The 14,789-nt window shown below is 51.6% G+C and carries 19 protein-coding genes; 1 reads left to right on the forward strand and 18 read right to left on the reverse strand.

Features of this window, described 5'->3' with window-relative positions; translation table 11 throughout:
• Window positions 1-2: 2 nt before the first annotated feature.
• From COO92_RS20350 to COO92_RS20375, 7 genes are read right to left on the reverse strand one after another with little or no spacing between them, the layout of a single operon-like run.
• Window positions 3-1,121 carry a TraB/TrbI/VirB10 family type IV secretion system protein gene (locus COO92_RS20350; RefSeq protein ID WP_101304772.1) on the reverse strand — a complete coding sequence of 373 codons (1,119 nt, stop codon included), beginning with the start codon at window positions 1,119-1,121 and terminating at the stop codon, window positions 3-5.
• Window positions 1,118-2,218: a TrbG/VirB9 family P-type conjugative transfer protein gene (locus COO92_RS20355; protein WP_101304773.1), complete on the reverse strand. Its 1,101-nt coding sequence runs from the start codon at window positions 2,216-2,218 to the stop codon at window positions 1,118-1,120. The genes COO92_RS20350 and COO92_RS20355 overlap by 4 nt, the downstream gene beginning before the upstream one ends.
• A complete protein-coding gene (locus COO92_RS20360) occupies window positions 2,215-3,006 on the reverse strand; it encodes a VirB8 family type IV secretion system protein (RefSeq protein WP_101304774.1) in 792 nt (263 codons plus the stop codon). Before COO92_RS20360 ends, COO92_RS20355 begins: the two co-directional genes overlap by 4 nt.
• Complete coding sequence (locus COO92_RS22145; protein ID WP_165792417.1) at window positions 2,994-3,167, reverse strand: hypothetical protein; 174 nt, start codon at window positions 3,165-3,167, stop codon at window positions 2,994-2,996. Before COO92_RS22145 ends, COO92_RS20360 begins: the two co-directional genes overlap by 13 nt.
• Window positions 3,164-3,556: a hypothetical protein gene (locus COO92_RS20365; RefSeq protein WP_101304775.1), complete on the reverse strand. Its 393-nt coding sequence runs from the start codon at window positions 3,554-3,556 to the stop codon at window positions 3,164-3,166. Before COO92_RS20365 ends, COO92_RS22145 begins: the two co-directional genes overlap by 4 nt.
• Window positions 3,553-3,915 carry a hypothetical protein gene (locus COO92_RS20370; protein ID WP_133125094.1) on the reverse strand — a complete coding sequence of 121 codons (363 nt, stop codon included), beginning with the start codon at window positions 3,913-3,915 and terminating at the stop codon, window positions 3,553-3,555. Before COO92_RS20370 ends, COO92_RS20365 begins: the two co-directional genes overlap by 4 nt.
• 19 nt (window positions 3,916-3,934) lie before the next feature.
• A complete protein-coding gene (locus COO92_RS20375; protein ID WP_133125095.1) occupies window positions 3,935-4,843 on the reverse strand; it encodes a hypothetical protein in 909 nt (302 codons plus the stop codon).
• A gap of 136 nt (window positions 4,844-4,979) precedes the next feature.
• Between COO92_RS20375 and COO92_RS20380 the strand changes: the two genes are divergently transcribed.
• Window positions 4,980-5,780, forward strand: coding sequence for a hypothetical protein (locus COO92_RS20380; RefSeq protein WP_133125096.1), 801 nt, complete (start codon window positions 4,980-4,982; stop codon window positions 5,778-5,780).
• 23 nt (window positions 5,781-5,803) lie between these two features.
• Here COO92_RS20380 and COO92_RS20385 read toward each other — a convergent pair whose 3' ends face one another.
• The 11 genes from COO92_RS20385 to COO92_RS20435 all read right to left on the reverse strand — a co-directional run bounded on the left by COO92_RS20385 (window position 5,804) and on the right by COO92_RS20435 (window position 14,519).
• Window positions 5,804-6,751 carry a hypothetical protein gene (locus tag COO92_RS20385; RefSeq protein ID WP_101304779.1) on the reverse strand — a complete coding sequence of 316 codons (948 nt, stop codon included), beginning with the start codon at window positions 6,749-6,751 and terminating at the stop codon, window positions 5,804-5,806.
• On the reverse strand, window positions 6,733-9,147 hold the full coding sequence (locus tag COO92_RS20390) for a VirB4 family type IV secretion system protein (protein ID WP_101304780.1): 2,415 nt from the start codon (window positions 9,145-9,147) through the stop codon (window positions 6,733-6,735). The genes COO92_RS20385 and COO92_RS20390 overlap by 19 nt, the downstream gene beginning before the upstream one ends.
• Complete coding sequence (locus COO92_RS20395) at window positions 9,144-9,386, reverse strand: hypothetical protein (protein WP_133125097.1); 243 nt, start codon at window positions 9,384-9,386, stop codon at window positions 9,144-9,146. The genes COO92_RS20390 and COO92_RS20395 overlap by 4 nt, the downstream gene beginning before the upstream one ends.
• 73 nt (window positions 9,387-9,459) lie before the next feature.
• Window positions 9,460-9,798 (reverse strand): hypothetical protein, encoded by a 339-nt coding sequence (locus COO92_RS20400; RefSeq protein ID WP_133125098.1) that lies wholly within the window; start codon window positions 9,796-9,798, stop codon window positions 9,460-9,462.
• A gap of 36 nt (window positions 9,799-9,834) precedes the next feature.
• The gene (locus tag COO92_RS20405; RefSeq protein ID WP_101304783.1) at window positions 9,835-10,272 is read right to left on the reverse strand and encodes a hypothetical protein; all 438 of its coding nucleotides are present in this window, start codon (window positions 10,270-10,272) and stop codon (window positions 9,835-9,837) included.
• Window positions 10,272-11,018 carry a nucleotide-binding protein gene (locus COO92_RS20410; protein ID WP_101304784.1) on the reverse strand — a complete coding sequence of 249 codons (747 nt, stop codon included), beginning with the start codon at window positions 11,016-11,018 and terminating at the stop codon, window positions 10,272-10,274. The genes COO92_RS20405 and COO92_RS20410 overlap by 1 nt, the downstream gene beginning before the upstream one ends.
• Window positions 11,005-11,238 carry a helix-turn-helix transcriptional regulator gene (locus tag COO92_RS20415; RefSeq protein ID WP_101304785.1) on the reverse strand — a complete coding sequence of 78 codons (234 nt, stop codon included), beginning with the start codon at window positions 11,236-11,238 and terminating at the stop codon, window positions 11,005-11,007. Before COO92_RS20415 ends, COO92_RS20410 begins: the two co-directional genes overlap by 14 nt.
• Entirely contained in the window at window positions 11,235-11,882 is a 648-nt protein-coding gene (locus COO92_RS20420; RefSeq protein ID WP_101304786.1) for a hypothetical protein, read from the reverse strand. The genes COO92_RS20415 and COO92_RS20420 overlap by 4 nt, the downstream gene beginning before the upstream one ends.
• A gap of 229 nt (window positions 11,883-12,111) precedes the next feature.
• The gene (locus COO92_RS20425; RefSeq protein ID WP_101304787.1) at window positions 12,112-12,483 is read right to left on the reverse strand and encodes a hypothetical protein; all 372 of its coding nucleotides are present in this window, start codon (window positions 12,481-12,483) and stop codon (window positions 12,112-12,114) included.
• Between the two features lie 315 nt (window positions 12,484-12,798).
• Complete coding sequence (locus COO92_RS20430) at window positions 12,799-14,022, reverse strand: glycosyltransferase (RefSeq protein WP_101304788.1); 1,224 nt, start codon at window positions 14,020-14,022, stop codon at window positions 12,799-12,801.
• Window positions 14,019-14,519, reverse strand: coding sequence for a MarR family winged helix-turn-helix transcriptional regulator (locus tag COO92_RS20435; protein ID WP_101304789.1), 501 nt, complete (start codon window positions 14,517-14,519; stop codon window positions 14,019-14,021). Before COO92_RS20435 ends, COO92_RS20430 begins: the two co-directional genes overlap by 4 nt.
• Window positions 14,520-14,789: the final 270 nt, after the last annotated feature.

The raw sequence follows: 14,789 nt of genomic DNA on the forward strand, positions 1-14,789 counted from the left end.
TGTTACTCCACTTCTTTGATATACCAGTCCGTTGCCGGACGAATTTGCAGGCGTGTGCCTTGGCGAATTGTGATGATCGGCTTGAGATCAAGTGTCCGCTCAAGCATGTCGGCCGTAATTTCCCCAAACTTGTTCGAGAGTTCCTCAGACGCCTTTTCGGCAGCGGCCGTGGCCACTTCTCCATCGGCGTCCTCTGATTTTGTGCTGGCGGCCGCATAGCGCACCGCAGTGGAAATGCCGGTTAACAGGAAGGCGTTGCCGTAGCGCTGCCAGAACCTGTTATCGACTTCGCCCGAAACACCCACCCAGCCTTGCTGGTTGGTTACGTTTGAGCCGAGATTGATGATTTCTGCCCTATGGCCCGCTATCAGAACGCGCTCGCACTCGATGGCCAGTTGTGAACTGCCCATGTCAGCAGGAGGCAGATAGCTGCAAATCATGCGTGTCCCTTTGGGCATCAAAACCATGCGGCCGTGATAGCCGAACACATCGCGTGTTGTCTGAAGGATCACCGATCCGGGTTCTTCGCCGCCGACTTGGCTGTTTATCCCGGTTTCAAGCTGAACAGAGATGTATCGATCCTGTGCAATCGTGCGCGAGTTATCGACCGGCAGTGTTGAGGTGCGACGTGGTCCGTCATAGTCTTCTGGTTCTTGGCCAACATCTTTCAAATCAAGCGGGTCAGGACCAATCCTGCGGCCCATTTTCGGAACCGGCACAGTGTTGGTAAATCCATCCCCTTCATCCATCGGCACACGCGGATCGTGATAGGTCGCCAGCGAGAGACTTTGGGTGGATGGTTGCGATCTGGACCACGCGGCTTGCAACGCCAGTCTGTACGGATCAGGCGCAGGAGGTTCTGGAACAGGCTCAACAACCAACTCTGGTTCAGGTTCCGGTGTTGGCGCCGGCGCAGGTGCCTCGCGTTTAATGATGACAGGAGGAAAGCGCGGGGCTGCGGGTTCTGGCGCAGGCGGGGCCGGTGGCGGCGGGGCTGGTAATGCCCATGCACTTGCGTCATCGGGTGGTAAGGTTGGTAGCACCTTTGCCTGTTCCGCATCGACACATAGACCATTGAGTGTGAGGCTTAACACCAGGGCGATATCGCAAATGGCACTCATGCTCCACCTACGAACTCAATGCACATGTACTTAAAACCGCTTTTCAGCGTTATGAGCTTTTGAGTGCTTTCGACAATGAATGTCTGCCCCTGAACCCGGGTATTTACCAGTTCGTCGAATTCATCGACCACGACATAGGCGGTCGGTAGTTCGAGATCCTTCCATTTGTCGCCAAAGCGAATGTACGTGAAATAGTCATCGCGAAAGACGGTGACAGGTTCCAGTTCCTTGTCACCGTAAAGCTTATATTGACCCCATCCGCGAAGCGCGTTGGGATCAAACTTGGCTTCTGCTACGTAGTCCTCATCGGGCGTGCCGGGGTTAGTATTGACCAGACCGTCTATTGCGTCCTTACCCTTATCAGAGGCTGGCAGGTCCATATTAGGTACTTTGGACGTATTTTTTTCATACTTATTTTGTACCAAATTTGTATCTGTATGCGCTGAAACCGGCACGGCCATCTCATCATCAATCTGGACGGTGCCATTTATCTTAACGAAAAGATCAGGGATGTTCTGTGAGTTCACACCCTCGGCGCGGAGATAAAACGGATAGACTTGTCCAGATTCTCCACGGACGATCAGAGATGTATCGTATCCAAATCCTTTGGGTTGAACGACGATCCGGTTGTGTTCTCGCTGTTGAATGAGCCAGCCGGCTTTAATCCCACGATCAATGCCAAGAATCCTCTCACCAAGTGGCAACTCGATGAGTGTTGGCATTCTTTCGCGGGTACGGATGCGATAGGTGCAATTTGCACACATGTCCGGTTCGTACACGCCATCCTCTGGCTTGGCGTAGTCCCAGACTTCCTGTATTTGACCGGCTGTAATGGGCCGGACAAGCGGACCGAAATTACCTTCGTTCTGATCTTTTGCCTGTTCTACAACACTGTCAGGAACAGGCATTTGTGGTCGTGGTGCCGTCGTAGCGGGCGGGTTGGTTGTTTGCGCACCTGTAAATGGTGCTTGTTGACCAGGCATGGGTGGGCGGGCTGTCTGAGCCATCGCATCAAGCGCAGACAGTGTAAGAAATGCGATCAGGCAGAGCCCAAGCATGAGATGGATAAAAATCCTGAGAACCTTGGGTATTTTCATGATGAACCTCGTGCACGCAAAATCATGTCCGTTACGGTGATCCCGTATGGATTGATGTATTTCTGTTCCAATGAAACGGTTTGCTCGCTTGTGACCATGGAGAGGTAAGCGCGGAGCTTCGTCGGTTCCCCGACAGGCTTGCCGTTGCGACGATCAATTCGGATAAAGTCGATGGCGAACTTGTAATCACCTGTCAGGCTGGCGACCTTGTTAGCGCTTTCGATACGAATTTCGCGGTCCAGACCGCCCGCTATTGCATCGGAAATCTTGCCGCTATCGATCCATTCGTTTCTGAAGTCGATCCATTCTCCACGTTCCGTCATGCGGGAGACTTCGCGCTGTCGTTCTTCCTGCGTTACGCCGTCTATTTCGAGACGGGCCTTCACGTAACGGCGGGCCTTACCCTCCAGTTCGACATCGAAGGCATTTACGTCCTCAATGACCGGCTTGATCTGAAAGCGGATTTCATCTTCGTCGGCCGGAATGATCCAGAACGGCACCTTTTCCTTCAGAGGAACCATTCCAGCAATCACGTTGAACGAGACAACCAGACAGGCCATGAGGCCGATGTTCATGCCAGCAGACAATCTGAGCATCCATGCAGAGCGACGATGTGATGCTTCGTATGCGAACGGGTCCGCAGTAACCGCAGGGGCGTGCCGGCCATGCATCGAACGGCCTGATGTCGTCGCGTCGGCTGGGGCAAGACTGCCATCGACCATTTTCTGATCGAGATGAGCCGCCCTGCGATCCCGTAAGTTTTGAAAAAAGCTGTTTAGCCGACCCATTCAAAGCCTCCGCTATTGAAATCAATCGGATCACAGACGCATGGGCTTTTGCTCATCTCATCGGTGCCGGTACCTTCTTTGGGCAGTTCAACACCATTGTCAGTGACAGCACATCCAGAGAGGAGAACGACAGTAGAGAAAATAATGATGAGATGTTTCACTGGCTTTCTCCCTCAACAGAGGGGCGAGCAGCCTTTGCAATGCCAATTTTCGCAAATGGCTTTGAGGTTTTGCTTGTGAATGGAAACCGGCCGAAGATGAATGTAAACCCGCCAATGCCCATCACCCACCATCCAGTCAGCAGGGTCAAAATTTTGGATGTGCCGGTCTGCAACCGCTCGGGCGAGATTGCCCCTAGTTCCTCGAAAATAGAGATTGCTTCATCCGGGGCAAAACAGATCACAACTAGCGTTATGATGCCGATGATGCCGCCTACGTAGGTCAGGTAGGATGTGAAAACACTTAAAGCCAATCGCAACAGTCGGGCGATTTCCGGAAAAATGTGGTGGCGGACATAATTGAACCGAAACTTCTTATCCAAATGTTTCATTGGGCACCTGTGTCACTGGAATTTTGGGGGATATTGCGAGGCAATTGGCTTTGACCTTGGGTCAAAAGAGCCAATTGCTTTTGATTGGCGATAAGTTTCATGATCAGACGCGACACCCCCCAAATGAGGGCCGTCAAGATGATCGACAGGAAAACCAACTGCCTGAGAATTTGCGCTTGATCGGTGACATCCAGAGCGAGGAACGCACGGATGATTAAGATCAGGGTTTCCGGCAGAAACAGAATTCCGAGACAAATGACAGACCAGAAAAGCAACCCTGTGCCCCGGTTAATGACGGTAATCACCACACCGGCCATGCTCAGGAAGGACGGCTTTTCGCCATGTGTTTTGATGCTCATTGCAAAAAGTCCTTTCATATCAATTGTTCGAAATTCCGCCGCGTTTCAGGCGGTCCACATATTCACCGAAGTTGCTTGCGGACGACCCGCCGCCCATTTTGCCCAAATCATTGAGCGCACTGCCTTTGGCCGAACCGAGAATGTCGGGATTGTTGAAAAGGGTTTCTCTTGCCGCCCCCAGTCCTGACTGGGCAACGCCCGTTGCTTTGTCTGCAAAGTTGAGAGCTTGCTTCAAACCGGGAGGGCCAAACTTCTTGGCCATGTACATGCTGGCACCAACGGCGGAACCAGCCATGGTTGCAGCGGCAGTGTTAGTGAACTGAGATTCTGCTATGGAATTGGCGATGCCTGTGGCTTCGGTTACGAAAACCGTGCCCATGATGCCAAGGATGACGGCGAGGAAGCCCGGGCCAGTGAAGAACGATCCGCCGTCAATTCCCACCATCCTCGTATCCAGATCCAAGGAAGTAACTGCAAACAAGCAGATCCCGATCGCTAGCGTTGCCCCGTACAACACCAGTCCGGCGGCAATCAGTGATTTTAAACCTTTCCAAACCATGCCTTGGCTCCATTGGAAGCCAATACCAAGCATGATGAAGGGTGATAGACCGGCAAGGACGGCAACCCGGAATATCGTGACCATGACCTGACTGAAATAAACAACGATCAACAGGAACCAGGGGATGATGATCAGGACGCCGGTTAAAGGGCCTGTCAGGTTGCCGACAGAGAACGATTTCCAGAGTTCAAAACCGACATCCAGCACCTTCATAAATCCGCGTTCAGATGCAAACACAAGAAGGGTCACGCCGCTGTAATGATCTGTACCGTCGGCAGTCCAGTCAGCGCCTGAGACATTCCCGGCAGCGATCAGAACGGCACTCGCAGCAGCCGTCATTGTCCCGATTGCCATCTTGTAGATAATCATCACAAGGCCGGTCCCATCTGCGATCAAACCGCCTGCGACAATGACAAAGAATGTTTCGCGGCAAAGGCTTGCAAGATCGGCACGACCGAGTATCATCTTAATACCCTGAACCATCAGCCAAAGGCCGACGACGGCAATGAAAATCTTCAACATGCCGCTGGAAAGAACGACCGTAAGTGCCTCGACAAATTCACGGGCATTCTTTTCATATACCTGTACGACGTCACACGTCGCACAGAAGGGGGCGTCTATAATTGGTGTTCTATCGGCCATTGTTTTTTCCTTGATGATTTCCACACCTGCGCAAGCTCGATATGCTCCTAAGAAAGTCGATTTCTTCGACTTCGAGCGAGCAGTTTCGCTGTGGAGTACCTTGAAAACTGGGGAAGCATACGATGCTGAGTACGCAAAATGTGCGAGCAGCGAAGCCTACAATCACTGGGATGCCCGCTGGCTGAACGACGGGTCTACAAAGATTGAAGACCTCCAACTGGAGGACGAAGCGGACAGGAAGTTGGTCGAATATTGCCACGACTTGAACCGCACCTACGATTACTGGGCCCGCTGGTACGACAGCATTGAAAAGATGATGACCACGACCACGGCGCTCAATCCGAATGGACCGATTGCCGAGCCTTGGAATGAATGGAAGGTTCTGTGTGAGAGGTACGATTACTGGTATGAAAAGTACCGGGATCGTGGATACAACGACGACCACAAGAATATCTTCACGGGTGAATGCAACGACCTTCCTGACTGGCGACTGCCAGACCAGGTAAAGAAGTACGATACTCTTCTTGCCAATAGCGTTATTCGCAGTGGAAAGAATAACGAACAAAGCCGCATGGTCGTATCGAACTATCTTGCCAAACATGGCGATACACTGAGCAAAGCTGACCGCAAGGCTCTCGAAGAGATCATCAAACAGTTTCAGTGACGGGTGACATGCTGGATGGACGATCATTCATCGTCTCCTGCGCTATCATCTTCACTACCATCAGAGACTTCAATTCCATCAAGAGCTTCATCAAGCGTGGCTTCAGGTGGCATCAGCTTCATGAGTGTAGCCGCTTGAATACGAATAAGCTGCGCACGCTGCTGCTGTGACTGCACCGCCTGCCTATCCTGATGCAGCATGACCTTGATCAAGACAGCCACAAGCTTCTTCAGGGTATCGGCCGCATCTGCTTCCGCCTCGATCTCATCGGCAGTTAACTGATTGGCTTCCACCTGATCAATGATCTGGTCGGATTGCGAGAACCCCGTATTGATCGCGTCCTTTACAATAACGTTCTGACGTTGAAGGACTTGTTTTCTTGCTAGGTCGCGGGCTATGCGATGAGCACGCTCCGCTGCTGGGGATCCATCGGGGTTTTTCCAGTCGCCTGCATTGTCGCCGCCCCAACTGCCGCCTTCCGGGTAAGACCAGTCTTCGGGAGCCGTTCCGTCTTCAAACTTCCAGCTATCGGGATCATTCGGATCGAACCAAAGCATTTCCTGATAGAAACGACGACGTGAACAGATGCTTTCCCAGTCCAACTCGTCCAGATTGAGGCCCGGCATTAATCCCGATAGATCTGGTAAAAGACAGCGGGCATCCTTGTTAATGGCTTGAGCCAAACGCGCCATATTGACGATTGGCATGGTGATGTTCCCAAGCTTGCCGATTGTATCGACCTGGTCCTGAACAGCTTTGCTCACTTTGCCCAGGATCTCAGTCTGCTTCATCAATTGATCAAGCTGTTTTTGAAGGCTGTTGAACTGCTCAATCAGCTTGGTAAAAGAGGTTGCATCAAATACAGGATAGGTTGCGGTAGCCGTGGTGGGCAGCAGGACCAGAACCCCGATCACAAGCGCACCAATATGCCGCCTGAATTTTCCTGATGGTTTCAAAGATGTTTTGACCATGCGTCCCCCCATTTCTCTTTGAGTTCAGCAAGTTCATGGTTCGCGCCCGGGCCGCTCTTATAGAACCGCGCAGCTTTGCCAAGCGGGGTCAGGTCAACATCAAGAATGACACTTTCCTCGTATCCGCTGACTTCATCGCGTTTAATGATCAGAACACGACGATCATTTTTCTTGCGGCTGCGTGTGCGCCCTCGAATGAACTGGATCTGTTCTTCATTCAGATTGAAAGGCTTGAGACTTTCTTCTGTAACCTTGGAGTTCGGGAAGAAAATGAATGTGGCCGTGTTTTCAATGATGGCCTCATAGCCTTCCGACTTGGTAAGTGCTGCCGGATCTTGAAACACCATACCGACCACACCGCCGAGCTTTCGGTACTCGCGGTACATCACACTACTGAGATCACGAAATCCGGGGTTTTGCCGAAGCCGTGCAGCTTCCTCAAGAGTGATGACAAAACCACTTCTACCTTCCCGGGCTTCCTTGGCCATTTCATTCGCAGAATGAAAGATTGCCTCAGAAATATGGGCGACAATCGGAGCTCCGAGTGAGGGGTCTTTCAATGCTTCATTCATGTTGATACCAACCATGTGTGATTGGTTCAGCAACCCGGAAAGACTGTCGTGGGGGGCATTGAAGATATGGCTTCTCAGCCCCTTGTTACCCTTGTCGTCAACAACCCATTGGGCAAATGCATCACGCAGATTTGAACGACGCGCAAAAGAATAAGGATAAAGAGCGTTCAGGGTCCGATCTGGCGGATCAAGCTGAAACGCCAGATCAACTGCATGATCAAGTTGCTTGATGTCGTCGCTGTCCAGAGCCACTCCGGCAAGGGACTTGAGAATAAACCGAATACGCTCGCGGTTTTCAGGCTTGTCTTCACCGACATCGAGAGCATTCAAGGCAAGATCATTATACCCTTGATAGGAACCGCCCATAGCTTCCACCATGAAGCGTGACCCTTCCTGAGAGTCAAACAGGTATGACCGCACATTCGGGAACTTCGCCAAACCACCCAGCAGGTGCATCATGAGTGTTGATTTGCCACTACCGGCTGGAGCAAACACAAGGAAGTTTGCAAGCGACAATGGCTTGTTCACAACGTGGAACTGGAATGAGTAACTTTGACCGGAAGGTGTTGCGAACCAGCGAATTGGCTCAGGGCCAAGCGGGCTTTCTGCCATTCCATTTGGCGAGTGAGGGAACGCCCAAATCGATGCAATGTTCTGGTCGCGAAGATCGAGACTGGCCATCATGCGCCCACCGGGGGGGAGCAAGCCGCCCTTGATTGGTTTTGGTAGCCTGTTAAACCAACATGCGGGGGCACCGGCCGTCTGGATCGAGTAGCCTATTCTGCGGTCACCAAGTATGGCACATATTTCACGTACCAGGTTTTCAAGAGCCTCGGCATTTTCTGCACGCGGAATGATGCAGAACTGCGTGGCAAACAGGGAAGTGTTGTTTTCCTTCAGCAGCGCCAAGGTTGCTGATGTTTCTTTTGCCGCAGCAGGATTCCCGAACCATCTTCCAGTTTCCGACTGGAGGCGACGGGAAAAGAACATAGTCGCTTGGTCACGGCCCCAAGGTTCACAGACCTGACTGATTTCAATGTCGCCTTCCAGCGCCATGATTTCACTCGCGAAGTGAGCGGTCAGGACTTCCGGCCAATACGTAACCGTGATGACCTTCTGGACACGTTGCTGAGGGACATGGGTTGTGATCGTTCCGCTAACTTTGTCGAAGGCAAGGTCTGATGCTGGAAGGCTGCCTGAGATGTTCCTGCTTGAAGCAGGCAAATCCCGACGATAGTCACCACTTACCAGTCCGTTAAGAAAGCCGGTTAACGGACACGAAACATCGTCTGTCTCCGGCGTTTGGAGTACCACAGGACGATAGGCCGACATCATGGACTGGATTTTGTCTTCAGCATCGGCAAGCGACTGCATGTCCGTGCCTGTCAGCATCAGGTACCAGTCAATGAAATAACTGGATTTGAAGCGATTTGCTTCAGCTTCCCCGATTTCAGACAGCACGTCATTTGGCCATGTCGCATGGCTATCAATCCGATGTCTTCGCTTTACACCAAACAGCCTGTTGGAAAGGCCGGCCTTTGCCAGATCCTTCAGTAAGTCTGATCGACCCAACAGCATCGTGTGTTGTTCCGTATCGACCCTTGCATCGTAGCTGGTCCCTTCAATGTGCCAGATACGGAAAAGCGATCCGTCTTTATTGCGGCCTGTTACCGCATCGTTGTGATCAATGCAGTCAAGTTCAAGTTCGTCTTGCAGCCAGTCACGCTGCAAATCACCAAGCATGAACCTTCGGCTTGCTGGAATAACAAGACCTGCCCCCATAAGGGATACAAAACCGGTTGCTGCCACTTCTGACCAAATCATTTACTGCATCCCCCCGTGGAAAGAATGCTGATTGATCCCCGTCGCTTGCCCCAGTAACGCGGCGCAAGAAGAAGCTGTTTGTCAAAGAACGGATCTGCACGGAATTTCCCGAGCAATGTGAGCCAGCACCCGACAATCCCGATGACGCCACACGGGATGGCGAGTGCAATCGATTTTGCCAGCAGAGGTACGACGAGCATGACTGCCCCACCGATCAAGGCGAGAACAAGTAGTCTCATTGGCAGGCCCGCCAACGTCATTTGGTGCTGTACGTGAACTTGAACGATACTTGCCGCCTTCATCGGAAACCTCTTACTGCTCGATGAAGGACAAAAGTCCAGATGCAATCGCTGGACCGGCAAGGGCGACAATGCCACCGATGACCATGATTAATGCGCGTTCCGGTTCCAATCGTCCTTTCAGTGCCCCCCAAGCGCCCCATCCCATCAAACCAAGGCCGAGGAATACTGCGACAATTGCACCGACACCTTCGGCCACAAGGTTGAGCCCATCGACGATGAAGCTGTACCACTTGGTATCTCCACCAGTGTCCCCACCGATATCAATACCTTGTGCCAAGGCAGGTTCCATAAGCACGATGGTTACAACTGAAGCGATCAGCGAGACCGCAAGAAGTGTTTTGGTTTTCATTTTATCCTCATCGTTCATTCGAGTTTTGTGCATTTGCTATCGGACGAGCGTGAACAGGACGCCAATCGTGAAGAAGGCGGCGAGAAGGTTCACTGCTGTCAGGATTGCTTGATAAAAGAGGAGTTTCTTGAAGTTAGACGTTGCTCTGTCGGCTTGCCTTGCCGCTTCGTTCATCGCCTCAATGCGTTCTCGAACGACGTCCCCAATCGCCTCTTCCTTGAAGGTCTGGATTGATTGATTGACGTCCTTGGTAAAGCCATCAGCGATAGCTTGAACGGCATTGGCTAAGTTCAGCCTGTTGCGTTCATTCAGTTGCTCATGTTGATCAAGGCCAACACGCAACATCGTGAAGACAAGCATGACTGGATCATCTGGATTGACGGTTGTGCCGTGTTGTTGCCACAGATAGGTTCTCAGATCTTCGAACGTATCGATGTTGACTGGCAGCGGCGGGCTTTCATCAAGAGCAGACATCAGAGCATCGCCTCTTCCATGACCCCGTACAGAGCCGTCCAGGTGGTCTTGAGACGTTGCTTCGCCATGATTTTGAACTGATCAGAGGCAACCGCCTCATCAAAAGTCAGATGCGATTGCGTCATCTGGGCGATGTCGTGCCCATAGGTCGATTGACGGACTGCCGGCAGATGAACAAGGCTGTAAAACCTGACTTTGTTCTTCTTGTAGAGTGCTGATTGTTCAAAGCCCTCGGGCTCAGAACCGGGCCGGGCCCTTAGGATGCGTCCGTAGACATACTCATTAAGCCAGACGACAACAGGGATATCAGGAAGGTGAACAAGAACCTCGGCAAGCCCGCGCATGGTGTCTTCAAGCGCTTGGCCACCAACAATGACGCAATGCAGGCGTACATCATGACCGGCATCTCGCAGCATGGTCAGCACTTGCGATTCAAGCAGGTACGAGAGCAAAGGCAGAAATGTGCTCGAGCCATTGTCGATATTGGCAACGGCATTTTCGGGAAGGGCCACTAGATCTTCGATCAAATCATCGAAGAATCTCGGGTTGATTTCATCCTCACGCTCGCCAAGTTGGATGGACTTGACGGGAAAAGCTTTATAGCCCGCAAAGGTCTGGTTCACGGGGTCCGTATCGAACCCTTGAACCTCAAGCCCGCGTTTGAGGTAATACTGCATCAAGAGGCTGTTGATGAAAGATTTTCCAACACCGCCTTTGCCCTGAAGGGTGATATTAATCAACGCCATCGGCGATAACTCCGTCTGAAATGATGATTTTGATGCCAAGATGATTGGCGAGCTTGAAGACCTTCGCAGCCTCTAGATCACCGCCGCCAGTTTCGAAGGTGCGATATGTTCTTTCTGAAACACCTATGATTTCCGCAGCTTTTGGCTGTGAAATTCCAAGTGACTTTCGCTGTTCGTGGATGCGGCGATGAAAGGTGACGTAGTCAGATTGCCAGCTCATTCGGATGCCTCCGGTTGAACCGGCGGGATCATGCGTTCGTAAGGCGACGGGCTAAGCTCTGGGTATGCTGGGAACGTGATCTGAGGTGATGTTTCAGCAAAAGATTCTTCGCTCAACCAATGACCAAGCAGAACACCAAGGAAACTGCCAAGTACGCAGGCGAAAAATCTCACAAGAGATGGCGTCCAAGCATTACCTGATGGTGGTAAATCAAGTGCGTTATCTTCTGATCTGGACTGATCAAGATTTTCTGGCGCCCAAGGTTGCTCGATCTTGCTCGGGGACAGATCCGCTAAATGAACATTCGCTTGAGCTAGTTCATCAAGAAGCTGAAACAGGACCCCATGAGCCCAGCCATCACTTATTCGTTCGCCGACAATCTTGTCCCATTCGTCAGGGCACAGGGAATAATTTAGTGATACATGCAGATAGGCCAATGACCGTGCCAGGGCGTCGCGCTGTTCGTCATTGAGGTCGAAAGATCCACCACCAATTACGAATTGAAGCCCGATATCCCTTGCACTTTCGGAAAGTCTGTAAAGTGTTCTTTTGGTAATGTTGAATTCATGAAGCTGCGATATGGCCGTGATCAATGCAGGGTCAAGAATATCAACGGCTATCGGGTTCGAAATCGGAGGATTCATTCTATCCCTCCGTATGGCCGATTGAGGCCTTCGGAGTACGGTTGATCCTGAAATACGCACTTCATAGTCATCCCCTGCTTCATTCTGTCCTGCCCCTTAAAGCCCGACCCGATTTCTCGGGTACGGGCCAGGTTGTTGGGGCGTTGCATTCACCAGACCACGCCCAAAGCGTGGCGGTGCTTGTTTTCAAGGCATGGCGGGTCGTTGCCGCAGGACGTAACCATTCTGGTCATTGCTCGGTCTTAACGGGTTGTGGCTCTTCATCGTCGTCCCACAACTGGGTGGAGACAGACGAAAGACGGCCGTCGATGTTCTGGATTTTCACAGGGGGGCGTGGATCAGCACGAACAGCCACGGAACCTTTATGGTTTCGTGGCTTAATCGGCGTGGGAACTGGAAGGGTGTTTTGAGCGGGATGAGAATTGGATGGCAGAAGAAAGTCGAACCAATAGTAGAAAGACCGTTGCGACATGGTCACGTGACCTGACGCACGGAGTTCCCGATAGATCCGGTTTTTGGATTTACCCGTCAGATGCTCATTACGAATTTCATCGCGCAAAGCAATGAATTCGATCTTGGCTTGTCCCCAAACAGAAACCACAGTACCCCCATCATGACGTGACCACGCATCACGCGGCCATTAACGACTTGACAAGGAAGAGCGGTTTAGGGTTGCATCGTCATAGCGAGGTACAATTTTTTTTGGGAAAATATCCCAAACTCGCAAGCAGTAAAAACTTTTGGGCGACAGCCCCCGCAACCAAATAAAATAGGCTCGCCCTCGTGGCGGGCCTTTTTTAATGTCTGGAAGGTGGGTAGGTGGACTTGAACCTTATCTTCAAACCAAGCAAAGTATCGCTTTGCGTAGGTTCAGCAAAGCGCGCAGCTAAATCCTACCCCCGCAACCTTCCTGTATTCAGCCTCTCCTCCCCACAACTCTTTCAATCTCGCCAGCAGCCAATCTCTCAATCAGACTGGTTTGTTTCTCAAGGCATTTCTGCAAAGCGAAATGCTGTGTGATGGTGCGTCGTGCCTCCTGTCGAAGGGGCATTAGCTGTGCGGGGTTTTCAAGGCTGTATATCATTTTGTCCGCCAATGCATCTGCATCCCAGAAATCAGTCAGCAGACCGTTATAACGATCTTTGATGACGTCATGGCAAGGGCCCGTGTCCGATGCAATGACGGCGGCCCCGCACGCCATGGCCTCAAGCACAGACCAAGAAAGGACGAACGGGTACGTCAGATAAATATGGGCAGCGCTGATTTGAAATAGGCGTATGAGGTGCTCATGCGATATTTGGCCGAGGAAGTAGATACGGGAAGGATCAAGCCCGGTTTCTTCCATCATGACGTCGCGCCACTTGCGTCCGTCGGTTCGCGGTGTGCCGTAACTGACACCATCCCCTCCGGCAACGACAAATATGGCGTCGGGATTGCGGGCGGCAAGTTTGGCGGCAGATCGCATGAATGTTGGAAAACCACGATATGGCTCAAGATCACGGGCGACATAGGTCACTACAGGGGCCCCCGCGCGAAGCACTCGTCCGTCAGGCATTTTTAACGTGGCCTGTGGGTTTGGGCGACAGCGATGAACATCAACTCCGTCATGGCAGACGCCGATCTTATGCTGATAGGCATCTGGAAAGGCTTTTTTTTGCCAGGGTGTCGGGCTAAGCGCGACATCAAGATGATCAAGTGTTGAAAGCTGAGCACTGTTGCGCAGACGAAGTTGGCTGCGTTTTGCCAGTGAAATCTTTTCATCCTTGGCAAAGCCAACATCACGCCCATCAGCATGATAATAATGTTCGCAGTATCCCAGCAGAGGCGTGTTTGGCAAGACATCGCGGGCAAACAACATACCGCCCCAACCAATGTGGCCAAAGACAACATCCGGTGGGCCTTCCTGACGCGCCAAGGCATCAAGTGTTGTGGCAGCTTGCAGGCCTAGTTCCTGATGGTATTGGGCAAATGATGTTGCTGGCGGAGGAGGTGTTGCACGTTGACGTAAAACACGGATGCCGGGCAAGCGGACATTCATTTCTTCACACAGGAAGGAAACCTGCCATCCGGTATTCGCCAGATGACAGGCAAGGTGCACAAATTGTCCCGGCCCATGGCGATGGACAAAGACTATTTTCATCTACGGTTCCGAACTTCATGCGTGATGACGGCACCATTGATCGGGATACCGCCGTATCTGAGAGTTTGAGTCCAGAATTCTTCGAGCCTGCGCAGGGTGCGCAGCGCCGTTTCCATTTCCCGCTGATCTTCAAGGTTGTTGGTCAATGCATCGTGATATTCTTCGTGGAATTCATGCAATGCTTCACATAGTTCGTGGCCTTTCGCCGTCAGCTTTATACGGGCTGATCGTCGGTCACGTGCCATTACCTGACGTTCTACATAGCCAGAATCGACAAGCTGTTTGAGATTATAGGATGCATTCGATCCCATGTAATGGCCGCGATCAAGCAGATCGCGAACTGAAAGTTCATCCTCGCCAATGGTGAACAGCAACGCTACTTGCGCAGGGCTGATGTCATCCTTGCCGAGTCGAATAAGATCTACACGCAGCAGATCAGCAAACCGCCGATAAATTCGCTCGACGGTATTTGCCAGTTCAAGATGTGTGACGGTCATGTTGTCCGATCCGTTATCTGGTCCCAAGCGAGAGTTGATGCCAAAACAAGTATGAGGCGGCACAATTTTCGTGTGGGGAAGATAACAGGACGTTGCTCTTGAACGATTTTTCCGCACGTCCCTTACTTCCCGCAAGTTTGCTCGTTTATCAGAAGTATTTCTAAAGTATTTTTATTTTCAAAATACTTCTGATCTTTGTTTTTTACATTGTCTAATCATCAACATGAGATCGACATATTTAATTTTATTGTAGAACATCGTGTCAGCGCA

This window comes from Thalassospira lohafexi (assembly GCF_002844275.1).
Taxonomy (GTDB): domain Bacteria; phylum Pseudomonadota; class Alphaproteobacteria; order Rhodospirillales; family Thalassospiraceae; genus Thalassospira; species Thalassospira lohafexi.